The organism is Facklamia sp. P9177 (assembly GCF_050409585.1).
Classification (GTDB): domain Bacteria; phylum Bacillota; class Bacilli; order Lactobacillales; family Aerococcaceae; genus Facklamia.
The window spans coordinates 58,462-82,742 of record NZ_JBNUPE010000003.1; the positions used below are offsets into that span (position 1 = coordinate 58,462).

Below are 24,281 nucleotides of genomic sequence, written 5' to 3' on the forward strand. Positions count from 1 at the left end.
TTCTCCTTATTTAGGATATTCCACACGTGTGTGATACATACTAGCTATCCCTAAAATTAGTGACTTTCTTACTGTTTTTAGTTCATCAACCGTCAACCCACAATCGGCAAATTGGCCATCGTTAATCTTACTCGCAATTATGGAATCCAGTAATTCTTCAATACTCTTTTGAGTATGTTCTTTCATTGTTCGAGAGGCTGCTTCCATTGAATCTGCAATCATCACTATAGCGGATTCTTTTGATTGTGGAATCGGGCCAGGATATCTAAAGGTCTCTGGATTAATAGGCATTTTTTGCTCTTTAGCTTGGTAATAAAAATAGCTAGTCATGGTTGTGCCATGGTGTTCTTTACATAAATCAATAACAGACTGAGGCATACGGTACTCTTCTAATAATTTTACACCTTGAGCAACATGATCAATAATAATTTTAGCAGACTCATCTGGCCCTACCATGCGGTGAGGTGATTCAATGCCTCCAGATAAGTTTTCAACGAAGAATAGGGGATGGACTGTCTTTCCAACATCATGATAGTAAGAGGCTACCCGGGTGGTCAAGGAATCCCCGCCTATGGCTTCCACGGCATTCGCTGCTAAATTAGCCACCATAATTGAATGATGATAGGTTCCCGGTGCTTTTTCAATCAACAATTTTAATAAGGGATGATTTAAATTAGCTAACTGATTCATCGTCATGGCTGAACGACTGGATAAAAGTTGCTCCCAATAGGGTTCAAAAACAGCGATTAATAACAAGCCAAGTAAATTAGCTGCAATTGTCATTATTAGGATGATAAAAGCCTGACGAGATAATATAGGAATTGTAAGAACAGCCATTAGAGGCAAAGCAATTATGAACTGCCAAATGATATTTAAGGCCACTCTTTTTTCTACTTTCATCGCCTGACGATCAGAAAAAGTAGTCAGTAAAACGGAAACAATGGTAGTAAATAGGTAAAATAAACTGATGAAGGTTACAACAGTTTGATTGTCTAAATCACTAACTATAAAAATAGCAAAGATATTAATAAATAGAAATGCTAACAATGTTACTTTATAGGAAGATTTTTCTTTTAAATATCCTGGTAAAATCATCAAAGGTAGAAGCAACATACCATACTCTAGACCTGCCTGTTGGAAGAAATGTCCCATCTTGGCCATGATCAACGACCCAAAAACAATAATCATATAAGCAGTAGCCTGCATATTCGCACGGCTTAAATCTGTCCAATTTAATTTATCAGAAAAGATATAAACGAATAGAAAAGCATGGACAAAAATTAATAGAACAAAGACTGGCATAAGATATTGCTTAGTCGATGCATCCAAGTAACCAAACATCTCAAGTTGTCGCATATTATTTTGATTAATAATATGACCTTCTTGAACAATAACTTGTCCTTGTAGAATATAAGATGTTTGAACTTTGGAAGCTGCTTCTTCCTTTAAGCGATTTGTTTCTGACTCCGAATATACCATCGTTGGTTTTATCAAGGCGCCTAAAAAGTTTAAAGTCGTTTGCTGAGCAAGCTCTGACATATCGGAAGATGTGATTTGTAAACGATATTTGTCCAACTCTTTATCAACTTGATCAGGACCTAATTCTTGAGCAAGACTCTCGGATATAAAATCAGTTAAATTCGATTGTAATTCAGATAGTTCTAAGGGACTGATTTTAAAAACTTGATCAATTGAGCGGTTAGAAAGCTGATCAAACAAATTAAAAACATTTTCATCTACCATTTGTAATTGTGCTTGAATCACTGTTCGCTTTTGCTCCTCGGATAAATTATCGAAGTTGGTTTTTTTAGTTGGTAAATTATTGACCTTTTCATTAAAAGATTGATCCAGTGGCTTTTCTTTAGATGCATTCTTTAAAGAATCAATTACACCGTCTCGTGAGTACTTACCATTACGAGCCTCACGAACAAAGCCAAAAAACTGCTCAATCCGCGTAATTTCCTGAATCCTGATATCTTCTTGATATAAATAGATATCATTAATAGCATCCTTAGCTCTTTGTTGATTGGCTTTTGTCTGCTCAACATCTTCCATCGTCACAGGCGCTAAAATTGTTTCATCTGCTACTTGATTCAATTCAAAGTGATAAACTTCTGGTTTGACGTGTTGATAGCCAATTAAAAAAATTGCTAAGGATAGTATGAATGTTATAAGAGGTATAAAGACTTTACCTAAACGCTCATGAAGTAACTGTAGTCGACGATTCATTTTCTTCTCTCCTTAGAAGGTTTTCAATCATGGGTTCTTTGCTATAAGCTCTAATAATATCCGCAACTACTGGATGACGAACCACATCGAACTCATCAAAAGATACAAATTCAATGCGTTTAACCTTTCTTAATTTATGATAGGCGTCAATCAATCCAGATTTTACCCCTTTAGGTAGGTCAATTTGTGACTGATCGCCATTTATAATCATTTTTGAGCCAAAGCCTAATCGAGTTAAGAACATTTTCATTTGTGCAATTGTTGTATTTTGAGCCTCATCTAAAATAACAAAAGCATCGTCTAGGGTTCGACCTCTCATATAAGCCAATGGCGCAATTTCGATAATGCCTCTTTCCATTAGACGGTTGGTTTGTTCCGTTCCGTAAATGTTATATAAGGCATCGTATATTGGTCTTAAGTAAGGATCTACTTTTTCTTTCAAATCACCTGGTAAGAAACCAAGGTTTTCTCCAGCTTCGACTGCTGGGCGTGTCAGTATTATTTTTTTCACTTTACCTTCTCGCATAGCCTGGACAGCCATCAAAACAGCCAAGTAGGTCTTTCCAGTTCCAGCAGGTCCCATACCAAAGACAACGTCTTGTCGGTTAACAGCTCTAACGTATTGTAACTGTCCAAAGTTTTTGGCACGAATAGCTGTTCCATCTGCAGAACGACCCACCACTTCTTCATAAAGGTTGAGAAAAAAATCTAATTTATTACTTTTTGCCATTTTAATAGCTGTCATGACATCCATGGATCGAGGGGTAATTCGCCTTTCCAAAAGTTGAATAAGGTTTAGGAGGATTTGACGAACAGACTCCACTGTCTCTTCACGCTCACCAATAATGTTAATTATTTCACCGCGGTTGGTTATTTCTACTTCGAAACTATCTTCAATCATACGTATGTATTTATCATGATTGCCCAACAAGGAAATTAGCCAATCTGTGTTTGTGACGGTGACTTGTTTTGAGAATTTTTCGTTGTTATTCAAATAGTCGTCTCCTTTATTAATAAACTAAGTTAAGATTACCATAAAATGCTTATAAAATGGAATAAAAGACCGATATATTAATACTTATTATGATATTTTTTTAAAAATAAAAAAAAGAACCAGAAAACTGATTCTTTTTAAACAGAATATTTTATTCTATATTGTTGCTTAGGCGATACGCTTAAAACTTGCGTTTACGAGCTGCTTCTGATTTCTTTTTACGTCGAACACTTGGCTTTTCGTAAAATTCACGCTTACGAGCCTCTCTCAAAGTACCGGTTTTAGAAACGTTACGCTTAAAGCGACGAAGAGCGTCATCCAATGATTCGTTATCACGAACTACTGTTTTTGACATCTGGTTCCCCTCCCCCCGAGCTTATAGTAACCTTTCCTTAGAAATAATAATCTAAACAAAGTCCTCCCTATATTATAGCATGAATCTTAAGCTTTTCAAGAACAAAGAAAAACTTTTGTGAAGTTTATGCGGGATTATCTTGTAATACTTCTTTACATTCAGCACACAGGCCAAAGACTTCAAAGCGGTGACTCCTTATTTCAACTGAAGATAAATCGGTTGTAATATGTTGCATGGGACAAGCATCAAGTAGAATTGTTTTACCACAATTGGTGCAAATAAAATGATGGTGATGGTGATGGTCTGTGCCGTGAGTTAAATGGCAATTATATCGAAATAGTTGTTCTTGTTGGTATTCTGTCGTTTCAAGAATACCCACTTCAACGAAATCATAGAGGTTACGATAAGTAGTATTATAAGACATGGTCGGATACTTCTCTTCCAATGCTTTATGAATGCCCAAAGCAGATAGGTAGCGTTGGTTTTCAGCAAAAAGGGAAAGTATTTCTCGGCGCTTCTTGGTCATTTTAAATCCTTCTTTTTTTAGAGTCTTTAAACCTTGATCAATAAGTTGTTGAACTTCTGGAGCTAACTGACCTTCATTTAATCTAACTTCTTTCAATTCTGTCACCTCTTTCAAGAAATATGGTAAACTTAAATTAATTCATTAACTGGATAGCCATTAGGAATCAAGCAAATCCGTTACCACTTCATTTTTTATCATATCGGATTCAATTGGTGAGACCACCTTAAGAGTTGCTAAAGCAGTAGCCTATCAATTCCCATATGTTCATATATTATTGCACAAATATGTCTTCATTTCAACAAGCTCGCGCTTGCAAGGGGTTCTACAAGAGGCTAAAAATCATCAAGCTAAAGAGGCCGAATCTTTTTGCATAATGAATAATTTACATTTCTTTAATTTATCGCCACCCTTTACTCAAGTGGTATCACAACTTACCGGAAAAAACAAGTCAAACTATCGGTGCTCAAAACGAGTTAAACCATGAATATTTTGACCGTAATAATGCCGTGGAATTTGCCATGCGCTATGCTGATGGAAAAGAGCCCAAAATTTTTATCGAAGCAGATATTATCTTATTAGCTGTCTCACACCCTTCAAAAACACCCCTAAATGTTGACGTAAAAACATTTAGGGGTTATTATCATTGCCATTGTTGATATTTTTCTTTTAAATAACTCGCAATATCCATTTGATAACTGCTATTTAATTTTTCTGAAGACAAAGCCTTAGACACATCATTAAAAACTACTTGATGTCCCTCTTTTAACAATAGAGCCCGATTTCCATATTTTTTAGCAAGACTCAAATCGTGCATAACTGTAATAATGGATCGTCCTGGCTGCTGCAACCACTCTTTAAGTGTTCTAAAAAGGTTTTGCTCATATATTAAGTCTAAATGATTACTTGGTTCATCTAATATTAATAACTTAGGATCCTGTAAAAAAAGTTGAGCTAAGTATGCTCGCTGCCTTTCTCCTCCTGATAAGCTTTGAACTGATCGCTTACGCTTTTGATATAGATTGGTTTGAAGCAGGACTCTTTCAAGCACCTCTTGATCTATGTCTGTCCAGCTCTTAAACCAGCCTTTAAGATGTGGGTAGCGTCCCATACGCACCAATTCTTCTACAGTAAAATCAAAGTCTGAACCAGGATGTTGGTCTAAAACACCAAAAATCATTGCCTTTTGATTGCTTTTTAAAAGCCGAAGGTTGCTGCCATAGATCTCAATTTCTCCAGTGTAGGGATTTTGACCAGATAGAGCTTTTATTAATGAGGTTTTTCCTGATCCGTTTGGTCCACAAATCATCAACCAATCACCCTCGGCTACTTCAAAATTAATGTCATGTAAAATTATTTTTTTATCTAATTCCATTTTGAGTTTATTAACTTTAAGCATTACGCTTCCCCCTAGCAAAGATAAGAATAAAAATACAGCTGCCAAATAAGGAAGTGATTGCCCCTATTGGTATTTCAAGGGGGGAGGCAATGGTGCGAGCTAATAAATCGGTTACCACCATAAAGTTACCACCAATAAATAGAGTCCAAGGAATCAAACGTCTATGATTGGAGCCTACAATTAAACGACTAATATGGGGGGTTATTAAACCTACAAAAGGTATCGAACCGCCTATTGAAACAGCAACACCAATCAGGATGGAAGTGGCAATAAACAATTTAATTCGAACAGAGACTATGTTTATCCCAATATTTCTTGCGATGTTTTCCCCCATTGAAAAAGCGTTCAATTCTTGCCATTTCATAACAATATAGCCACCCATTATTATGACGCAAACACCCATTACCCAAACATCGGTATACCTGGAGCCTGAAAGCGACCCTAAAGTCCAAAAAACTAAAGAAGGCAGCTTTTCTTTGCTGATAATCATTAAAATATTCATTAATGAAGAGACCAGCATGGTAAAGACGATTCCAGTTAAGATAACAGTCATATTCTTTAACTGTTTATCCAAATAATAAGAAAAAGATAAAATCAATACTAGTGATCCAAAAGCAAAGATCACCGCCATCAAAAAGATTCCTTGCCTTTGGATAAAGGAAGGAATCCCAATGACGATAGCAATGCCAGCACCCAAGCTTGCTCCAGCTGAAACTCCCAAGGTAGAGCCATCAGCCAAGGGGTTCATTAACAAACTTTGCATGGTCATTCCACTCAAAGAAAGGGCCATGCCGATTAAAAAAGCAGTGAGTAAACGAGGTAGTCTAACAGCAAGTAAGATGGTTGCCTGTTGTTCCAAGTCGGTCATTGATTGATTTAAGACTTGATTTTCTAGCACTTGATACAAGTCAGTAAAAGAAATTTTCACACTTCCTATAATCAAAGCCATAGCTAGTATTAAGAGAGTTATTGACACCATCAGGACTAATTTTACGACACTTTTTTTAGCTGATTGTGAAAGCTGCCAGCTCTTATTCTGTGCCATAAACTAGATCATATAATTCTTTGACAGCATCCATCAAGCGCGGTCCAGGTCTAGTGAAAGCAGAATTGTCTACTGCAAAAACTTTATCATTTTTTACAGCTGAAAGGTCATCCCATTCTTTGCGTTGCATAATTTCTTCTTCAGGAGAAGGAGCCTCTTCATCCATAGGAAGAGAAGTAGTAATGATTACTTGTGGATTGGCTAATAAAACTTGTTCTTCTGAGACTTCAACAAAGGATTTTTGATCTGCAAAAACATTTTCTAAATTCAACATCTGTCCAATTTCATCCATGAAGGTTTCAGAACCAGCAGTCCATAAGCCAAACTCTAGCGGAGAAACTTCATAATAAACACTCTTAGATTCTTCTTCTTGGTCAGCTTTTTCTTCAAACTCTTTAAAGACTGTTTCCATTTCTTCAATTAATTGGTCTGCTTCTTCTTCTTTACCAACTAATTGACCGAGCAAATCGATTGCTCCATAGACTTCCTCAATTGTCTGGGCATCTGTCACCAAGACGGTAATTCCTGCGTCTTCAATAGCAGTCATTTGATCTTCAGTTAAGGACATAGCAGTCATCACAACCACTTCTGGGTCTAGGGCAATAATTTCTTCAATATTTAAATTTTCACCAGTAGCGATAGCTGGAATCTCTTCCACTTCATCTGCCGGGAAGTCTACATAAGTTCCTCGACCCACAATAGTGTCTCCTGCTCCTATTTCAAAGAGTATCTCAGCATCTGCTGGCATTAAAGTGACAATTTCATCAACGGGTCCCTCTTCAAGCACAACTTCTCTACCAACCATATCGGTCAATGTGAGAACCGTCGTTTCTTCACTAGATACCATTTGTCCGGTAAACAGAGTCATCACAAACATCATTAAAACAGCAATTTTTTTATTCATTTAATTTTCTCCTTTATTTCTTTAAATTTTTTTACTTTATATTCACTGCAATTCCTGAAACCACCCAATAAACTAAGTTCGCTTGTCTGGCAATTTCTTGATTCATTAAACCATGAATATTTCTGAAAATGCGCCCGAGTTTATACTCTGGAACCAATCCTAGACCTAGCTCATTTGACACAATGATAAAATCCGTTGATGAAGCTTTTATTTCTTTTAAAAAAGCATTAAGCTCTTCCATAACAAAATCTTCTAGCTTTTGGATTTGCTCACCCTTTAGTTCATTGACATACTCATCAAAAGATAGTTCTTGATTGTTAGCTAAGAATTGCCATTTATCAAAAAGAATATTGGTTAGCCAAACCGTCATACAATCGACTAAAGCAATTTGATAATTATTTGAAAGTTGCTTAACCAATTGATCCAAATCATGAGCCTGTTCATAAGTATCCCAATCTTTGGGTCTTGATAAACGATGTTTTTCAATACTCCTTTTTACTTCTGAATCAGAAAACTTATTGGCTTGGGTTGCTATATAAGCAATATTTTGAAGCTTTCGTCTATAAATTTCTTCTTGAGCTAATCTAGATTTACCAGATTTAGCTCCTCCAGTATAATAAATAATTTCCCCCATTCACTCACTTCCTAAACATCGATATATTTATTTTTGTTAGACCTTCAAAAAGTCGCAAAGCTAACAATATATTAGCAAGAGTAGCTAGCTTTAAGGGCCAAAAGAAACTTACCAGCATTGCAGCCCCTAAAATCGGTTGAAAACATAGAAGTGGTAATAAAACATTAAACAAGCAGGCGCCTAGAGTTGGAAGAATAACCGGCCATATTTCAAAGATTTAAATTTACGATAAATCATAACAAAATTAATCTGAGCTAGTATCATAAGTGCCATTAATAAAAGATAAGTGGAATACTTAAGGGAAAAGCTGAGCTCATTGCCGTTGTTAAATGTCCTATAGCACCAACTATCGCGCCAGCAGATCTTCTCATAGCTAGCAAGAGTATAAAAGCTGGACTTGAATCAAAAGCTACTGTCAAGAATAGCTTGAACTGTGCTAAGATGATTGACAATGACATCATATGAGCAAGGGTTACTAAATCTTTTGCCTTCATCTTACCTCCTTAAAAAAACCAGACTAGGCTACTTGTCTGGTTAATAAACGTATTTGTTAACGAACCTTGTTACGAGACCTTGAGAAATAACAATCATCCTTGATAAAATAGGTAATCTGACTTAGATTTTCATCCATACAGTAGCAAGGGACTGCGCACGACTCTCACGTGCTTCCCCTATTCTATCTTAATTATCAAAGAGCTTAGCATCATTATAGCATAATTATTAAAGAAAATGACAATCCTAATTCTTATTAAAAAGAAGTAAAACAAACAGCATATAAATGATTTGACCAATTAAAGCAGCAGCTCCCATGGTATCTCCTGTCATACCTGAAATTTTATGATACACGAAATAGCGATAAAAATACATGGTAAGCAAAAGACTTATATAACTAAGTAGATACGGCCACCCTAATAGGAAAAAGAAAGCCATTGTTAAAATCTGACTGGCCACAATTTTCCAAGTAGAAACGCCTAGGAAAAGACTACCTAAGCCATTGGGGTTATCACCAACATACACTAACTGATAAAACATTAAGGGTAAACAGCTACGACCACTGGCAGCCCAAGCAATAACAAAAACTATTTCATTTTCAAAACAATTAATTAAAAACTCTCTTCCTAAAACAAAGGTAAGTAAAATAGTCGAAATTAAGATCAAAGCACCATTGGCTCCAATTGCTGAATCTTTCATAATTCGAACCATCTCATCAGCTTTTTTAGAGGATAATAGTCCGTCAGCAGTATCAGCCAAAGCATCATAATGAAAGCCTCTAGTTAGTAAAATATCCAAGATAATTAATAGAGACCATGCGATGGTGGATGAGAAAAAGTTACGAAATAAAAAAAAGAACAAAGCAAAGATTCCGGCATATATAAAAGCAAAAGCTGGGAAATAGATTACCCCTTTTTTTAATTTAGTAGCTGCTTGATCGACTGATTGATTAATTGGGATTGCTGTAAAAAATTGAAAATATAAAATAATAGACTCAATCAATATAACTCACCCACCCATTTAATATCTTTAAAAATTGTCAATAAATTAGCTTTAAAAGCTGGTTTTATTACAATTAAGAGAGATGTTGCAGGCCCTGCTGATTGATAAAATTGAGGTGAATCTTGACCTAATCTAAAATCAAGTTGGTTAAATTTAGCCACTTGCTGTGCTTCAGCAATCGCACCTTGAGACCCAATTGGAACTATTTCATGAATGACATCTTTAAGATTTAATAAGTGGTAAAGCTCTTGATAACTAACTATTTGATCGACCTGGTCAATTAAATCCTGACCCATTAAAGGTTTTCCTATTTGATAGACTTGATCCCCTGGTTGGACTTTTTTTATTTTTAAATCAGCGATTTTGGCCTTTGCAAGCAAGGTGAGTCCAAGGGATGTCATCTTAGTTGGCATATTTTCCTCAGTTGAGCCATTCATTGCTAAATCAAAAAGACCTGCTAATGCCAGTTCTTTTTTTATACCATCAAGCATTAAATCTCCAGTTGGATTCATTTCATTGCCAAACATATTTATTAATAATTGTGGCTGGGCGTTTACAGAAAGAACCTCCATAAGTACCACGCGAACAGCAAAAGCTGCAGTAATTTGGGGTGAAACGCTTAAAACATCAGCTTCTTTTTGGCCGATTGAAGCTGAAGTGTCACAAGCAATAACTAAGGACTCATCATTACTTAATGGCATAATATGTATATCACGATATTTTTCCATTTCTACTCTCCTATCTCAATAACCTTCAAAGCTTCCTTTAGATTGTCCAACAAAGTCGATCCCTCTTCCCACTCTCTAGGTGTTCCTAAACTTGTTAAATAATAATTACATCCTTGCTTAGTCAGTTTCTGTCTGCGGTGGACATGTCCCATAAAACTATGACGGATGGGATATTTATCATAAAAAGGCTTAAGATCATCAGTAGAAATAAAAGCATTAAAATAATCTATGTCTTCTTGAAATTTAGGATCTGGTAAGATTTGCAAATCAAAATCTGTTACAAAATGAGTGACTAGAATATAATTAGCTTTGTTTAGGTAGATCATATCTTTTTCTATTGTTCTGGCAAATTCTCTTGAGACTTGGCGATCAGATTGCTGCCAATGAATATGTAGTTTATCCTCCCACATATAACCTTGGTATCTACCTGCTTGAAGAAATTTTTCATCATGACGTCCAAAATTTCCCGAATGATTGTACCAAGCGGAGTGCCCGACTAATCCCCAATCTTGATTTAGAGAAAGTGGCTTTCCTATTAAACAGTTCGGATGGTTACAATAGCTATCATAAATAATTTGGGTTTCTTGATTAGTAGACCAATAATCGTGATTTCCTGGAACAAAATATAAAGGGATGGTTATGGCTGCTTGTAAGTCCTTAATGAATGAAAAAACTAAAGACTGATGATTCGCTATGTCTCCAGCTATAATTAAATAAGACAAATTCCACTCATCAGTTTCTTTAGCCAGTAAATCAATAATTGTTTGAGCGTAGGGCTCTGCTTGTAAATCAATATGGAGATCAGAAATAACACCAATCTTCATTTTCTATCTCCTCACAATTAATTTAAACCACTTAGCGAAACACTTTCCCCGATCTTACATACTTCGGTTCTGCTTGATTATTAAGGTGGTTAACTAAGCGACCACCTACAAACAAATAATCGGAAAGCCGATTAAGAAATTTTAAGACATTCGGATTTAACTTTTCAGAAATTGGTAGGCTAACCAGCCTTCTTTCAACTCTACGAGCAATACTACGAGCATATTGAAGTTGACTGGCTTCCATGGTTCCTCCAGGCAAGATAAAAGATTCAATAGGGTCAACTCTTTTATCGTAAGCATCAATTCGTTCTTCTAACCAAGTAATAGCAGTCTCTGTGGTACGATAAGGAATCTTTTCATCTGCGTTTGCAACATCTGTCCCACAATCAAATAGTAATTGTTGAATTTCTAATAAATCTTGACGAATTTCATCGGCTAAATTAGGGCTTGCAATAAGGATACCAATATAAGAATTGAGTTCATCAATACTTCCATATGCCTCAACTAAGGGGTTGTTTTTGGCTACCACACGGTTGCCAATTAAACGCGTATTCCCTTGATCTCCTGTTCGCGTATAAATTTTCATTGTTTTCTCACCTCTTTGATAGTTACTGAATCAGGTCGTTAAAATATTTCCAATCATGATAAATTATTTTTTTACGTGTAAAAGTAATTTTTTTCTCTTGAGTTAAATCTTTAATGACTCTTCCTGCTGTCTCTCTTGTCGTACCGGCTACTGTCGCCGCTTCGTTAATAGTCAATGGATGTGGAATAACCACATGATCACCCATAAAACGCCCCATATCATACATCCATAAAGCCAGGGTCTGAATTACTCGGCTAGAAGCACTTGGTATAGCCGTCATTTGCACACGTTTTTCCAAATAATATTGGACACTGGCTAAATTTTCATAAAGAAATTTGAATTGTTCCGCATTTTTAAAGACAATATTTTCCATTAGGTTTTTGGGGATGTAAGCTAAATCAACATCTGTAGCTGCATAGGCATCATAAAGATGGTGGTCTTTAAAAAAGAATTCCGCATAAGGAAAAAAACTTTCCTCCGCCACATAATCTAAGTAACAAAACTCTCCTGAAGCATTTTCTCTTTCAAGACGAACCAATCCTTTAAAGACGAAATAACAATAAATATTTGGATCATCTTGAAAAAAGATTAACTGACCTTTTGGAATGTGATGAAAAATAGAGTTAGAAGTAATTTGATTGACTTCATCAATTGAAAGTCGATTGAAAAAATCATAGTTATATATATCGTTAATATAATTTTCAATTGCCCGATTAACCATAAAGACCCCTTTCTTTGTCAAAGTAAATTGTTTACTGACGATAAAAGGAGTCTTTTGTATAGAAATTTAGTTTTCAATTTTCAAAATTCAATTCAAAAGATGCCACTATATTTACTCACCTTTTATGTCATTTATTCATAGATATTATCTCACTTGTGAATATATAAATCAAACAATGAAAGGTGTCCAATAAATGTTAACAGGAGGTTCTCATTACATCTTTTCAGGAGCGCCAATACCTAGCAATGATAATGCATCTTTTAGAACAATCGTAATCGCTTTAACCAATTGAATTCTTGATTCTAACTGATCATTTTCTTCCAAAATACGGACTTTGGCATAATACTTATTGGACAATTGTGCTAATTGAATAACATATTTTGCAATGACTGATGGTTCAAAATGCTCAGCTGCCTTAATAACGACTTCTGGATACTGTTTAATTAATTTAATGATTTCCCATGAGTGTTCATGATCTAAGTTCAACTCTTCCGTTGGCTTTATTTCCTTACTATATTTATTAAGCACTGTATTTAAACGCGCATAAGTATACTGAACATATGGACCAGTTTCACCTTCAAATTGAACGATATCATCTAAATTAAAATCAAAAGAGTTGAGACGATCTGCTTTTAAGTCATGGAAGACAACAGCCCCCACACCCACTTGTTTAGCAATCTCAGCTTTATTTTCTAAGTCAGGGTTCTTAGCTGTGATCTGTTTATCGGCAATTTCAATCGCTTCATTAAGCACTTTTTCAAGTAAAACTATCTTACCTTTACGAGTGGATAACTTTTTACCATTTAAAGTAATCAAGCCAAATGGAATATGGTGCATATTTTCAGCCCAATCGTTACCCATTTCATTTAAAACAGCTTTTAATTGTCTAAAGTGATCACTTTGCTCATTACCAACAACATATAAACTCATCACGAAATCAAAAGTACGCTTGCGATAGTAAGCAGTCGCTAAGTCTCTAGTCAGATACAAAGTAGCTCCATCTGATTTTTTAATTAAAGCAACAGGTAAGTGATACTTTTCAAGGTCAACAATTGTGGCTCCACGTTCGATTTTAGAGATATTATTATCTGCTAAATAATCTAAAACTTCGCCCATCTTATCATTATAGAACGATTCTCCAGTATAATAATCAAATTTAATATTTAAAAGATTGTAAACACGTTTAAATTCATTAATAGACTCTTCTTTAAACCAAGTCCATAGTCTATGATACTCTTCATTGCCATCTTCTAGGGCTCTGAAGACTTGTCTTGCCTGATCTTCTAATTCGGGATTTTCTTCAGCTTTTTCATGGAAATCAACATATAACTTTACTAATTCATTAACTGGATCTTTCCTTACTGTTTCTTCATCACCCCAACCTTGATAAGCAACAATTAATTTACCAAATTGCGTTCCCCAATCACCTAAGTGGTTAATACGAATAGGATTATAATTTAATTTTTCCAAAATTAAGGCAATCGAATTCCCTAATACGGTTGACCGTAAGTGTCCCATTGACATTGGCTTAGCGATATTAGGAGACGACATATCAATTGGAACGTTACCTCCTTTACCAATATCTGTTTGACCATAGCTTTCACCTTGTTCAAGTACTTCTTTTAAGACTTTGCTAGCCAAGTCGTCGCGCTTAATATAAAAGTTGATATAAGCTCCGACTACTTGAACTTTTTCAAATGCAGAAGTATCAATTTTTTCTGCTACTTCTTCAGCAATTTGATGGGGGGCTTTGCGAAATATTTTAGCCAAAGAGAAAACTGGAAAAGCATAGTCTCCGTGCTCATTATTATTAGGTTGTTCAATTAAATTTTCGATCTGTTCTTGGGTCAAGTGCTCTGATAATACAGGATATAAAGTTTCAACAATTTGCTTTTTTACTAACATAAAATCTTCCTTTCTATACAAAAAAGCCTCTAGAATTCCTTCTAGAGGCATATGGTTATACGCGGTACCACTCTAATTCACCTTAAATTTTAAGGTCTTAAATTGATAACGCAGTTGCCTACGTGATGAACTACTCATTTCATTCACCCAAATAATAAAGTGCGGTTCAATTAATTAAGACTCATCGGCTCCCATCATCCCAACTTGCTATTCAGTCTTGCATAATCTACTCTCTTTAAGATTTAATTATTAATTTTGTCTCATTGTATATTAATTTTAAAAAAATAACAAGTTCTTATTTTTTAATAATCGTTCCTGATTCATTTTCAATTAATGCTTGAAGATTTTCTAATGAAGTAATGACAGCCTTACCATGATCTGTATTTTCAACGAATGCAATAGCTGCTTCAACTTTTGGTAACATAGATCCCGGTGCAAACTGCTCTTCTTTAATATATTCTTTCAAGCTTTCGATCGAAACTTTTTCTAATTTTTTTTGATTTGGTTTGTTGTAGTTTACATAGACATAATCCACACCTGTTAGAACGATAAACAAGTCAGCTCCGAGATCGTTAGCTAGTTTTTGTGAAGCAAAGTCTTTATCAATAACTGCTTCTACTCCAACTAATTGGCCATTGTCTTCAAGTACTGGAATACCGCCACCACCAGTTGCAACCACTACATTACCAGCATTTACTAAGGTATTGATGGAATCAACTTCTTTGATAGCAACTGGCTTAGGTGAAGCAACAACTTTACGCCATCCACGACCAGCATCTTCTTTAAAGCTAGCATCAGTTTCAGCCATTTGTTGTTTGGCTTCTTCTTCACTGTAGAATGGTCCAATTGGTTTTGATAAGTTATCAAAAGCTGGATCGTTTTTATCTACAATAACTTGAGTGACCAAACTAACTACTGGCTTATCGATACCTAATTTATTTAATTCATTTTGCATGGCATTTTGTAACCAATAACCAATTGAGCCTTCGGTCATAGCCACTAATGAATCTAATGGGAAAGCTGGGTTTTTCTCAGAATCAGCTGCAATGTTTTGTAGCAATAGATTTCCAACTTGGGGACCATTACCGTGAGTAATAATAACCTCGTCTCCATTTTGAATTAATTTCACTAAATGTTTTGCTGTTTCTTTTAAAGCGTCTTTTTGTGCTTGAGCGCTTGGGTCGGAAGATAGAATCGCATTCCCACCTAAAGCGACAACAATTTTACGTTTTTTCATATATTCAATCCTTTCATTAGGCCTTAGTAACTAAAGCCTTCAATGCATGGGCATAGATTTCCATGGTTTGATAGAAATTATCGAGTGGCATTCTTTCATCTATTTGATGCATTGTATCTTCTACCCCTTCTTGAAGGGCACCAAATGCCACACAATTTTTCATTGTACGAGCAAAGGTAGCGCCACCAGAAGAAATTGGTTCAGTCATATCGCCAGTTAAGTCGCGATATACTTTTAACAAAGTAGTTACTAACTCAGAGTCAACTGGAACATATAACGAAGCTAGATAATCAAACTCATTATACTTGAGTTTGTACTCTTTTGCTACTTTAGCTAATTGTTCTACCAATTGATCTTTGTCAGCAGTTACTGGAATACGCATATCAATACCTAGTTTGGACTCTTCAGCCGTAACCTCTAGGTTAGCAATGTTACATGTTAGGCTGCCAGATGCTTGGTCTTCAACCTCACCAAAGATACTCTTACCATTCACGTCTTTCGCAAAATGATCCTTAACGAATTTTAAGACAGGATGGTCATATAATTCAGACATTCCTTCAATTAGATGCGTTAAAGCATTGTCTCCTTTTAAGGAGTCTTTAGAGTGAACGGATTTACCTAAAACGGTTAAAGTTTCACCGTCTACTTGGTATTTGTAGCCTAAATCCTCAAGAATTTGTACTAATTCATCTTTTTTATCACCCTTGTAAATAGCTTTATCAGGCACCACATTTAGGGCTCCTTTATTTTCCATTTCAAAAGCATCTGAACCTGGACCGGTGATGTGCAACTGTAGTAAGCCTTTTTCTGCATAGGTTAGAGGGAAAGATGAGTCAGGAACAATACCCATTGTTACTTGCTCTTCTTTTTCATTGTAACGGTTTAACCCACGCCACAAGTTCTCTTCGTCTGTTCCAAAGATAAAGCGAACACGTTTATTTAATTCATGTCCTTGGTCTAATAAAGCTTTTAATGCATACAAGGCAGCAATAGAAGGCCCTTTATCATCTTGTGTTCCACGACCAAATAAGGCTCCATCACGGATATCCATTTCAAATGGAGGCGTTGTCCATTCATCTGGGTTTAAAGCTGGAACCACATCCAAGTGACATAGAACACCAAACAACTCTTCACCCTGACCCATTTCTGCATAACCATAATAACCCTCTGGATCAATATAGGTTTCCATGCCCATTTCTTGACAAGTTTTTAAAGCAAATTCTAGCATTTCTTGAATGGGTTGACCAAATGGAGTTTCCGCATCATTTTCATCTAATACAGATGGAATAGCAACCCATTGGCGCAAAGTTTCAATAGCTGGTTCTTGATGATTTTTAGTTAATTGGTAATCCATTTAAACACTCCTTTAAATTCCTAAGTAAGCTCCAATAAGTAGTAAAACAATGGTCACTACAAAGACTATGATAATCAAATTGCGCATAAATTTCCACCAAGTTGATAGGTCAATATTTGCAATTGCTAAAGCACCCATTACGACACCTGATGTTGGTGTAATTAGGTTAACAATACCACTGGCAGATTGGAAGGCAGTGACAACAATACTTTCTAAAACATCAGCAAATTGGGCTAATGGCGCCATGATACCCATAGTAGCTGCTGCTAGACCAGAAGTCGATGGAATTAAGAAGGACATTGGGATATAGAAGATATAAGTTAAGACTGTGAAAACACCTTTTGGTAAATTCGCTAACCCTTGTTCTCCCCAGTGTAATACAGTAGCGGTGATTTGACCATCATTCATCACTACTTGAATACCACGAGCGACTGCAGCAATTAGAGCTACTGACATTAAATCTTTTACTCCCGCGATAAAGACTTCTACGAAACGATCTTCTTTAATTCCATAGTATGCTGCGATAATAACTGACATTAAGAAAAAGAGAACTGAAATCTCAACTAGATACCACATACCAAAAGGTAGGTCTTCTAAAGATTGTCCAATCAAATCTCCAATTACTGGTATGCCTAGTAGGAACTCATGAGCATTTTTAAAGAAAGTAAAGTTATTATTTAAATCTGTCCATGGAATTAAAGCTAAGATCATAATAACAAATGTAAGCGCAAATAACCAAAGAACGCCCTTTTGTTTTTTAGTAACTTTTGGCATATCTTCGGGCACTTTCCATTTTTCTTTGTCCGCTTCCATTTGATCAGCTATCAGAGAGTTATTCTTATCAGCCATTACCTTTTTAGCGTAGCGCGTAACATACCAAGCTCCAATTATATATGTGACTATCCAGAAAATTACTCTTAATACCATTCCATCTATTATTGATATACCAGCCATATTTGAAGCAATTGTGGTAGCAAATGGATTAACGGTTGAAGATAATACTCCTAATCCAGCCCCAATCAAAATTATCGCCACAGCCACTAAAGCATCAAACCCGACACCTACCATTAAGGGAATTAAGAGTGGATAAAAGGCCATGGTTTCCTCAGCCATACCATAGGTAGAGCCACCTAGTCCAAAAATAGCCATTAAGATCCAGATTAAACCGGTCATATTATTCTTATTATTTTTGATAGTAGAGGCGATTCCGGCGTCAATAGCACCTGTTTCCGTAACAACTCCCAAAAATCCACCAACGATCATAACAAATAGCGAAACTTCAACAGCTCCCGGAGTGGTTTCTGTACCTAAAAAACCACGAATTGGAGCGGCAAATAAATCCCACAACCCTTGACGTGTACGCTCTACTGTGTGATAAGTTCCAGCAATAAAATTTCCTTCAGGATCCACCTCATAGGCGCCTGATGGAATAATCCACGTTAATACAGCGATAACCGCCGTAATAATAAATAGTATCGTAAAAGCATTCAACATCTTTCGTTTCTTCATCTTTTCCATTTTCTTCCTCCTCCTTTTTAAAACAAAATCCGATTGCGGTTCATGGCCACAATCGGATTTCATGCCCCGTTTCACTTTTTATAGGGTAATGTTATTGTTATTAAGCTTTAGGAATGAACAAGTTCCCGTTAGTAACTGCCATAATCGCTTTGATTGAGTGCATACGGTTTTCAGCTTGTTCAAATTGACGGGCTTGTTTACTGCGGAATACTTCGTCAGTAATTTCCATTTCTTTAACACCGAATCTTTCTGCTACATCTTTACCATATTTTGTTTCTGTATCATGGAAAGCTGGTAAGCAGTGAAGGATAATATAATCTCCCTCAATTAAGTCAGTCAATTCTTTATTGATTTGGTATGGTTTTAATAAGTTAACACGTTCTTCGAACTTGTCTTCTTCACCCATTGAAACCCAAACGTCTGTATATAATGCATCAGCATCTTTAACAGCGGCTTTAATATCAGATGTAATTTCAATAGTAGCGCCCGATTCTTTCGCGTACTCTTGAGCTTTTGCTACCAATTCTTCATCTGGGAATAATTCTTCTGGTGAAGCGATGGTCACATTAACACCGATAATAGCTCCAGTGATGAATAATGAATTAGCCACATTATTACGACCGTCACCACAATATACTAACTTTTTACCCTTTAGCTCTCCAAAATTTTCTTTTAAGGTCATATAATCAGCAATCATTTGAGTTGGATGCCATTCATCAGTTAAACCGTTCCACACAGGAACTCCAGCGTATTTACCTAAGTCTTCGACCATCTCTTGACTGAAACCACGGAATTCAATACCGTCGAACATGCTACCTAAAACGCGTGCTGTATCTTCTACAGATTCTTTTTTACCTAATTGAATGTCATTAGCACCTAAGAATTCTGGAGCCGCACCCAAGTCATTAGCAGCTACTGTAAAGGCTGCTCTTGTACGAGTAGATGTTTTTTCAAATAATAGACAAATGTTTTGTCCTTTTAAATACTCGTGTGGAATCCCACGTTTTTTCAAGTCTTTTAAGTGAATTGAGAAATCAATTAAGTAGTTTAATTCGTCGGCAGTAAAGTCGATTTCTTTTAAAAAGTTTCTTCCTTGGAACATAAATTCCCTCCTATATCTGTGTGTTTATCAAAAAATTAAATATCTTCGCGAACAAATGGCATTGACATGCAACGAGGACCACCACGACCACGTACTAATTCACTACCTTCGATTTGGTGAATCTTAATACCATTTTCAATCAATAATTTGTTGGTTACAGTATTACGGTTGTAAACAATTACTTCACCTGGTGCTACCGTTAAGGTGTTGGCACCATCGTTCCATTGTTCACGTGCTCCAGCTACGATGTCATCACCACCACAACGGATTAAGGTAACTTTTTCTAAACCTAAAGCTTCTGCTAAGATGTCTTCTAACAGCCCTTCTTTTTCAGTCACCTTGATTTCACCATTTTCACCAGGAGTTACTGAGAAGACTTTTAATTCGCCTTCAATTTCAGGGTGGATAGTGAATTTATCATAATCGATCATAGTAAATACAGTATCTAAATGCATGAATTTACGGTTGTTATCGATTAAGAATGCTAATACTTCTTTGAATTCAGTCTCTTTAAATAAGTTGCGAGCTAATTTCTCGATTGAATATTTATCAGTACGTTGAGAAATCCCAACTGCTAGAGTGTTTTTAGATAAAACTAACTCATCTCCACCTTCGATACGTGTATCTTCATCACGTTCATAATAAAGGGTAGTTCCTTTATATTCTGGGTGATAGTTAAAGATATATTTTCCATATAATGTTTCACGGTTACGTGTATCTGAGTACATGTGGTTAAGAGAAACACCGTTACCCATCGTTGCAAAGGGATCTCGGGTGAAGTATAAGTTTGGCATTGGGTCCACTAAAAAAGGATAGTTTGACAGCAATTCATCAAAACCATTTGATTCATGCTTAATCTCACTCTTCTTGAATCCTTCCATCGTTTTTAATACCATTTCGTAGGTATCTTCCATATCCATTAAATACTGTTTAACTTGGTCATAATTTTGGCCTGGCTCTAACCCTGTTTCAGCCATCCACTCATCAACAAATTGTTCTTTCAATCCTTCTGCATCAATTGCTTCAGCCACTAATTTTTCCAAATAAAGTACTTCAACACCTAGGCTTTCTAATAACTTAGCAAATTCATCATGTTCTTTTTGCGCTGCTTCAAGATAAGGAATATCATCAAACAATAAGCGTTCAAGGTAATCTGGCATCAAATTTTCTAATTCTTTACCCGGACGGTGAAGCATTACTTTCTTCAAGCGACCAATTTCAGAATTAACATTAATACTGTGGGACATTTTATTTCCTCCTTAATTATTTGTTAGCTCTAGTCTAACATACGATAGAAAACGTTTCCGTTAAATCGGTCACTTCGATAAATTGAATTGATAACATTCTAAATGAGATATTCATCACATTTATCCCTTAAATTTTAGAATACCACTATCTTTCGTCAGAAAGATAGTGGTATTAATAACTACTTCAAATTTTAATGGGAATTATTTTTTAGCTTTTAATTGTAAATATAACTCATCCAATTGATCGGTCGAAACATGACTTGGTGCATCTGTTAATAAGTCGTGACCACGACCATTCTTTGGAAAGGCAATGACTTCACGAATATTAGGCTCTTGTGCAAGTATCATCACTAATCGATCTAAGCCTAAAGCGATACCACCATGAGGAGGGAAGCCGTAATCCATTGCTTCTAATAAGAAACCAAATTGACTTTTAGCTTCTTCAGCAGTAAATCCTAATAATTCAAACATTTGATCTTGCATCTCACGTTGATAAATTCTTAGAGATCCACCTCCCACTTCATAACCATTAAGAACAATGTCGTAGGCTTTAGCTTTAGCATCCGCTGGATTATCTTTTAATGCTTGGACATCGTCGTTTTGCGGAGCAGTAAACGGATGATGCATAGCAACATATCTTTGATTATCTTCATCATATTCAAATAATGGCCAATCGGTTACCCACAAAAAAGCTAACTCTTCAACATCGTATAAGGTGTGTTTCTTGGCTAAATGATTACGTAAAGCGCCTAAGGAATCAGCAATGACACTGGCTTGATCAGCCACAAAGAAGAGGATGTCTCCCTCTTTAGCTTCCAACGTCTCTTTAATCTGGTCTTGGTCTTCTTCAGTAAAGAATTTAGCGATTGGTCCATTAAAGCCTTCCTCTAATACTTTAATCCACGCTAAGCCTTTAGCTCCATAGGGTTTAACAACTTCTGATAAGGCATCTGCTGTCTTGCGTGTGTATTCATCAGCTAAGCCTTTAAGGTTTATGGCTTTGACTTGCCCTCCATCTTTTACAGCATTTTTAAAGACGCCAAATTCACTATGTTCAGCCCATTGAGAGAGGTCTTTTAATTTCATGTCAAAGCGAATATCTGGTTTATCTGACCCGTATTCTTCCATTGCTTGAGCATAAGTCATGGTTGGGAATGCTTGCTTAATTTCTACTCCTCTTGTTTCTTTGACAACTTCTTTTAGCATCTCTTCTATATATGATTGAATATCTTCTTGACCTAAAAAGCTGGTTTCAATATCGACTTGGGTAAATTCTGGTTGACGGTCACCACGTAAATCTTCGTCTCGGAAGCATTTAACTATTTGATAATAGCGATCCATGCCTGCACCCATCAGCAGCTGCTTAAATAGTTGGGGTGATTGAGGTAATGCAAAAAAGGATCCCCCTTCACGGCGAGTAGGTACTAAATAGTCTCTAGCACCTTCCGGAGTGGATTTGGTTAACATAGGTGTCTCAACATCAACAAATCCTCTTTGGTCTAAGAAATTACGGATTGTTCGCGTTACATTATGACGTAGGCGAATATTTGCTTGCATTTTAGGACGACGTAAGTCTAACATACGATTTCTTAAGCGAACTTCTTCATCCACATCCAAATCATTTTCAATATATATAGCAGGCGTTTTAGCTTTAGTATAGATGGTTAAAGCATTGGCATACAGCTCAAAACGTCCTGTTTTAACTTGCTTATTCATTTGATTGTTTTCTCTTAATGCCAATTCTCCAGTCACTTCAATAATGTATTCTGAACGAATCCGATTGGCTAGCTCAAAATCTTCTTTTGAAAGTCTCTCAGCATTAAAGACCACTTGACAAAAGCCTTCACGATCACGTAAATCAACAAAAATTAAACTCCCTAAATCTCTTCTTTTTTGTACCCATCCTTTTAATGTGATCTCTTTACCAAGGTACTGTTCATCTACTAATCCACAATATACAGTTCTTTCTGTCATTTTATTCACCCCTAAAATATTTATCAATTACACTCGTATCCGTTGTTAAACGGCGATAAACGCCATAAAAATCAGACCATAAGTCACCTTTTGAAATCTCGGTCTCAGTCCCATTTTCTTGATTTTTAACGACTAATATCTCAGACTCAACTTCTTGCTCACCCAACATAATAGTTAATTTGGCCCCTAATTTGCCGGCTGTTTTAAACTGAGACTTTATGCTTCTAAATAAGTAATCTCTTTCTGCAATCAATCCAGCATATCTAGCCTTTTGAACTAACTCGGTTGCTAATTGATTAACCGACTCATCACGACATAAGACATATAAGTCTAGAGGCTCATATGGTGGAATGTCAATCTTTTGTTGATCCATTAATAACATGAGACGTTCAAGCCCTAATCCAAAACCAAAGCCAGGCTTCTCAGGTCCGCCTATTTGTTGAACCAGTCCATCATAGCGACCACCACCACAAACCGTTGATTGAGCACCAATCCGATTATCATCTACTACAAACTCGAAAATAGTATCCTGATAATAATCCAAACCTCTTACCACCTTGTCATTGACTTCAAAAGGTATTTCTAGTTGCTTGAGCATGGATTGAACTTGTCCAAAATGCTCCTTACTCTCTTTAGATAAATAATCTAAAATACTTGGAGCCTCTTTTACATAAGCTTTATCCTTAGCATCTTTTGAATCTAGTACACGCAGTGGATTGTCATGCAGTCTTTTTTTAGAATCATCACTTAAATTATGAATATGTGGCTCAAAATAAGCAATAAGCGCTTGACGATAAGCCTGCCGATCGTTTGGCTTTCCTAGTGAGTTAATTTGTAAAGTAATATTTTTTAAACCTAACTCTTGAAAGAAATGCCAAGCTAAACTGATAACTTCCACATCCGTTGCTGGATTTTCTGACCCGAAAACTTCGACGCCCATTTGATTGAACTGTCGTTGACGTCCTGCTTGGGGTCTTTCGTAACGAAAGTAAGGACCTAAATAATAAACCTTAAAAGGCTGTGCATGTTCTGGACCAAACAATTTATTCTCAACGTATGCTCTCACAACACCCGCAGTCCCTTCGGGGCGTAAACTAATATGTCGTTCTCCTTTATCATAGAAGTCATACATTTCTTTAGAGACAATATCTGAAGTATTACCAACTGAACGTGAAAATAAATCATAGGACTCAAAAAGCGGTGTCCGTATTTCACGATACATATATTGATCAAATAAATCTCTTGCTACATCTTCGACATATTGCCAACGATAACTATCCTCTGGCAAGATATCAACGGTGCCTTTCATCTTTTGAATCATTCTACCCCTCCTAATATAAAAGCGCCCTAAGTTTTCACTTAGGACGCATTAACGTGGTACCACCTATATTTGTAATGAATTTATCCATTACCTCTTAATCGTAACGTGATTGACGGAATAACTTTTGATTATTCTTCTCCATAGTGTCTTCACTCTCAAATGCAACTTTTCACTCAACGTTGCTCAC

At 36.1% G+C, this 24,281-nt stretch carries 24 protein-coding genes and 1 other annotated feature (1 of these 25 running past the window's edge); of the genes, 2 read left to right on the top strand and 22 right to left on the bottom strand.

The genetic code is table 11. The features are described 5' to 3' along the window. Positions 1-6: 6 nt before the first annotated feature. The 4 genes from ACQV18_RS02110 to ACQV18_RS02125 form a co-directional block, all read right to left on the bottom strand. On the bottom strand, positions 7-2,229 hold the full coding sequence (locus tag ACQV18_RS02110; protein ID WP_428874676.1) for an HD family phosphohydrolase: 2,223 nt from the start codon (positions 2,227-2,229) through the stop codon (positions 7-9). After that, the gene (locus tag ACQV18_RS02115; RefSeq protein ID WP_428874675.1) at positions 2,201-3,223 is read right to left on the bottom strand and encodes a PhoH family protein; all 1,023 of its coding nucleotides are present in this window, start codon (positions 3,221-3,223) and stop codon (positions 2,201-2,203) included. Before ACQV18_RS02115 ends, ACQV18_RS02110 begins: the two co-directional genes overlap by 29 nt. A gap of 181 nt (positions 3,224-3,404) precedes the next feature. Next, the gene (gene rpsU / locus ACQV18_RS02120; protein WP_066126806.1) at positions 3,405-3,578 is read right to left on the bottom strand and encodes a 30S ribosomal protein S21; all 174 of its coding nucleotides are present in this window, start codon (positions 3,576-3,578) and stop codon (positions 3,405-3,407) included. Positions 3,579-3,702: 124 nt separating this feature from the next. Beyond that, on the bottom strand, positions 3,703-4,200 hold the full coding sequence (locus ACQV18_RS02125; RefSeq protein ID WP_428873819.1) for a Fur family transcriptional regulator: 498 nt from the start codon (positions 4,198-4,200) through the stop codon (positions 3,703-3,705). A 100-nt stretch (positions 4,201-4,300) separates the two neighbouring features. Between ACQV18_RS02125 and ACQV18_RS02130 the strand changes: the two genes are divergently transcribed. Both ACQV18_RS02130 and ACQV18_RS02135 read left to right on the top strand, forming a co-directional pair. Continuing rightward, positions 4,301-4,588, top strand: coding sequence for a kinase/pyrophosphorylase (locus ACQV18_RS02130; protein WP_428892521.1), 288 nt, complete (start codon positions 4,301-4,303; stop codon positions 4,586-4,588). Continuing rightward, entirely contained in the window at positions 4,500-4,760 is a 261-nt protein-coding gene (locus tag ACQV18_RS02135; RefSeq protein ID WP_428892522.1) for a kinase/pyrophosphorylase, read from the top strand. The genes ACQV18_RS02130 and ACQV18_RS02135 overlap by 89 nt, the downstream gene beginning before the upstream one ends. On the opposite strand, the gene ACQV18_RS02140 is transcribed toward ACQV18_RS02135, so the two are convergent. The 18 genes from ACQV18_RS02140 to hisS all read right to left on the bottom strand — a co-directional run bounded on the left by ACQV18_RS02140 (position 4,745) and on the right by hisS (position 24,094). After that, entirely contained in the window at positions 4,745-5,500 is a 756-nt protein-coding gene (locus ACQV18_RS02140; RefSeq protein WP_428892478.1) for an ABC transporter ATP-binding protein, read from the bottom strand. The genes ACQV18_RS02135 and ACQV18_RS02140 overlap by 16 nt on opposite strands. Next, positions 5,493-6,545 (bottom strand): FecCD family ABC transporter permease, encoded by a 1,053-nt coding sequence (locus ACQV18_RS02145; protein ID WP_428873821.1) that lies wholly within the window; start codon positions 6,543-6,545, stop codon positions 5,493-5,495. The genes ACQV18_RS02140 and ACQV18_RS02145 overlap by 8 nt, the downstream gene beginning before the upstream one ends. After that, positions 6,532-7,449 carry an ABC transporter substrate-binding protein gene (locus tag ACQV18_RS02150; RefSeq protein ID WP_428892479.1) on the bottom strand — a complete coding sequence of 306 codons (918 nt, stop codon included), beginning with the start codon at positions 7,447-7,449 and terminating at the stop codon, positions 6,532-6,534. The genes ACQV18_RS02145 and ACQV18_RS02150 overlap by 14 nt, the downstream gene beginning before the upstream one ends. Positions 7,450-7,480: 31 nt before the next feature. After that, positions 7,481-8,083 carry a bifunctional adenosylcobinamide kinase/adenosylcobinamide-phosphate guanylyltransferase gene (cobU, locus tag ACQV18_RS02155; protein WP_428874672.1) on the bottom strand — a complete coding sequence of 201 codons (603 nt, stop codon included), beginning with the start codon at positions 8,081-8,083 and terminating at the stop codon, positions 7,481-7,483. 272 nt (positions 8,084-8,355) lie between these two features. Further along, positions 8,356-8,577, bottom strand: coding sequence for a hypothetical protein (locus ACQV18_RS02160; RefSeq protein WP_428873824.1), 222 nt, complete (start codon positions 8,575-8,577; stop codon positions 8,356-8,358). A gap of 244 nt (positions 8,578-8,821) precedes the next feature. Further along, entirely contained in the window at positions 8,822-9,577 is a 756-nt protein-coding gene (locus tag ACQV18_RS02165) for an adenosylcobinamide-GDP ribazoletransferase (RefSeq protein ID WP_428892480.1), read from the bottom strand. Then, complete coding sequence (locus ACQV18_RS02170; RefSeq protein WP_428892481.1) at positions 9,574-10,305, bottom strand: hypothetical protein; 732 nt, start codon at positions 10,303-10,305, stop codon at positions 9,574-9,576. The genes ACQV18_RS02165 and ACQV18_RS02170 overlap by 4 nt, the downstream gene beginning before the upstream one ends. 2 nt (positions 10,306-10,307) lie before the next feature. Continuing rightward, complete coding sequence (locus ACQV18_RS02175; protein WP_428892482.1) at positions 10,308-11,129, bottom strand: metallophosphoesterase; 822 nt, start codon at positions 11,127-11,129, stop codon at positions 10,308-10,310. 31 nt (positions 11,130-11,160) lie between these two features. After that, on the bottom strand, positions 11,161-11,715 hold the full coding sequence (locus ACQV18_RS02180) for a cob(I)yrinic acid a,c-diamide adenosyltransferase (RefSeq protein WP_428874667.1): 555 nt from the start codon (positions 11,713-11,715) through the stop codon (positions 11,161-11,163). A gap of 22 nt (positions 11,716-11,737) precedes the next feature. Next, on the bottom strand, positions 11,738-12,436 hold the full coding sequence (locus tag ACQV18_RS02185) for a Crp/Fnr family transcriptional regulator (protein WP_428873830.1): 699 nt from the start codon (positions 12,434-12,436) through the stop codon (positions 11,738-11,740). 213 nt (positions 12,437-12,649) lie between these two features. Continuing rightward, positions 12,650-14,341 carry an arginine--tRNA ligase gene (argS, locus tag ACQV18_RS02190; RefSeq protein ID WP_428876423.1) on the bottom strand — a complete coding sequence of 564 codons (1,692 nt, stop codon included), beginning with the start codon at positions 14,339-14,341 and terminating at the stop codon, positions 12,650-12,652. Between the two features lie 295 nt (positions 14,342-14,636). Next, entirely contained in the window at positions 14,637-15,578 is a 942-nt protein-coding gene (gene arcC / locus ACQV18_RS02195) for a carbamate kinase (RefSeq protein WP_428873832.1), read from the bottom strand. Positions 15,579-15,594: 16 nt separating this feature from the next. Beyond that, positions 15,595-16,932: a M20 family metallopeptidase gene (locus ACQV18_RS02200; RefSeq protein WP_428892483.1), complete on the bottom strand. Its 1,338-nt coding sequence runs from the start codon at positions 16,930-16,932 to the stop codon at positions 15,595-15,597. 12 nt (positions 16,933-16,944) lie between these two features. Beyond that, a complete protein-coding gene (locus ACQV18_RS02205) occupies positions 16,945-18,450 on the bottom strand; it encodes a YfcC family protein (protein WP_428873834.1) in 1,506 nt (501 codons plus the stop codon). Positions 18,451-18,550: 100 nt separating this feature from the next. Beyond that, complete coding sequence (argF, locus tag ACQV18_RS02210) at positions 18,551-19,552, bottom strand: ornithine carbamoyltransferase (RefSeq protein WP_428874663.1); 1,002 nt, start codon at positions 19,550-19,552, stop codon at positions 18,551-18,553. 35 nt (positions 19,553-19,587) lie between these two features. Beyond that, on the bottom strand, positions 19,588-20,799 hold the full coding sequence (gene arcA / locus ACQV18_RS02215; RefSeq protein ID WP_428874662.1) for an arginine deiminase: 1,212 nt from the start codon (positions 20,797-20,799) through the stop codon (positions 19,588-19,590). Positions 20,800-21,000: 201 nt separating this feature from the next. After that, complete coding sequence (gene aspS, locus ACQV18_RS02220) at positions 21,001-22,773, bottom strand: aspartate--tRNA ligase (protein ID WP_428876420.1); 1,773 nt, start codon at positions 22,771-22,773, stop codon at positions 21,001-21,003. A 1-nt stretch (position 22,774) separates the two neighbouring features. Next, positions 22,775-24,094 (bottom strand): histidine--tRNA ligase, encoded by a 1,320-nt coding sequence (hisS, locus tag ACQV18_RS02225; protein WP_428881715.1) that lies wholly within the window; start codon positions 24,092-24,094, stop codon positions 22,775-22,777. 36 nt (positions 24,095-24,130) lie between these two features. Further along, positions 24,131-24,281: a binding site (T-box leader), on the bottom strand; it runs 40 nt beyond the window's last position.

Coding starts and splice junctions, on each gene's coding strand:
- ACQV18_RS02110 (WP_428874676.1), bottom strand. CDS start 2,229: ATGAATCGTCGACTACAGTTACTTCATGAGCGTTTAGGTAAAGTCTTT.
- rpsU (WP_066126806.1), bottom strand. CDS start 3,578: ATGTCAAAAACAGTAGTTCGTGATAACGAATCATTGGATGACGCTCTT.
- ACQV18_RS02140 (WP_428892478.1), bottom strand. CDS start 5,500: ATGCTTAAAGTTAATAAACTCAAAATGGAATTAGATAAAAAAATAATT.
- ACQV18_RS02145 (WP_428873821.1), bottom strand. CDS start 6,545: ATGGCACAGAATAAGAGCTGGCAGCTTTCACAATCAGCTAAAAAAAGT.
- ACQV18_RS02150 (WP_428892479.1), bottom strand. CDS start 7,449: ATGAATAAAAAAATTGCTGTTTTAATGATGTTTGTGATGACTCTGTTT.
- cobU (WP_428874672.1), bottom strand. CDS start 8,083: ATGGGGGAAATTATTTATTATACTGGAGGAGCTAAATCTGGTAAATCT.
- ACQV18_RS02160 (WP_428873824.1), bottom strand. CDS start 8,577: ATGAAGGCAAAAGATTTAGTAACCCTTGCTCATATGATGTCATTGTCA.
- ACQV18_RS02170 (WP_428892481.1), bottom strand. CDS start 10,305: ATGGAAAAATATCGTGATATACATATTATGCCATTAAGTAATGATGAG.
- ACQV18_RS02175 (WP_428892482.1), bottom strand. CDS start 11,129: ATGAAGATTGGTGTTATTTCTGATCTCCATATTGATTTACAAGCAGAG.
- ACQV18_RS02180 (WP_428874667.1), bottom strand. CDS start 11,715: ATGAAAATTTATACGCGAACAGGAGATCAAGGGAATACGCGTTTAATT.
- ACQV18_RS02185 (WP_428873830.1), bottom strand. CDS start 12,436: ATGGTTAATCGGGCAATTGAAAATTATATTAACGATATATATAACTAT.
- argS (WP_428876423.1), bottom strand. CDS start 14,341: ATGTTAGTAAAAAAGCAAATTGTTGAAACTTTATATCCTGTATTATCA.
- arcC (WP_428873832.1), bottom strand. CDS start 15,578: ATGAAAAAACGTAAAATTGTTGTCGCTTTAGGTGGGAATGCGATTCTA.
- ACQV18_RS02200 (WP_428892483.1), bottom strand. CDS start 16,932: ATGGATTACCAATTAACTAAAAATCATCAAGAACCAGCTATTGAAACT.
- ACQV18_RS02205 (WP_428873834.1), bottom strand. CDS start 18,450: ATGGAAAAGATGAAGAAACGAAAGATGTTGAATGCTTTTACGATACTA.
- argF (WP_428874663.1), bottom strand. CDS start 19,552: ATGTTCCAAGGAAGAAACTTTTTAAAAGAAATCGACTTTACTGCCGAC.
- arcA (WP_428874662.1), bottom strand. CDS start 20,799: ATGTCCCACAGTATTAATGTTAATTCTGAAATTGGTCGCTTGAAGAAA.
- aspS (WP_428876420.1), bottom strand. CDS start 22,773: ATGACAGAAAGAACTGTATATTGTGGATTAGTAGATGAACAGTACCTT.
- hisS (WP_428881715.1), bottom strand. CDS start 24,094: ATGATTCAAAAGATGAAAGGCACCGTTGATATCTTGCCAGAGGATAGT.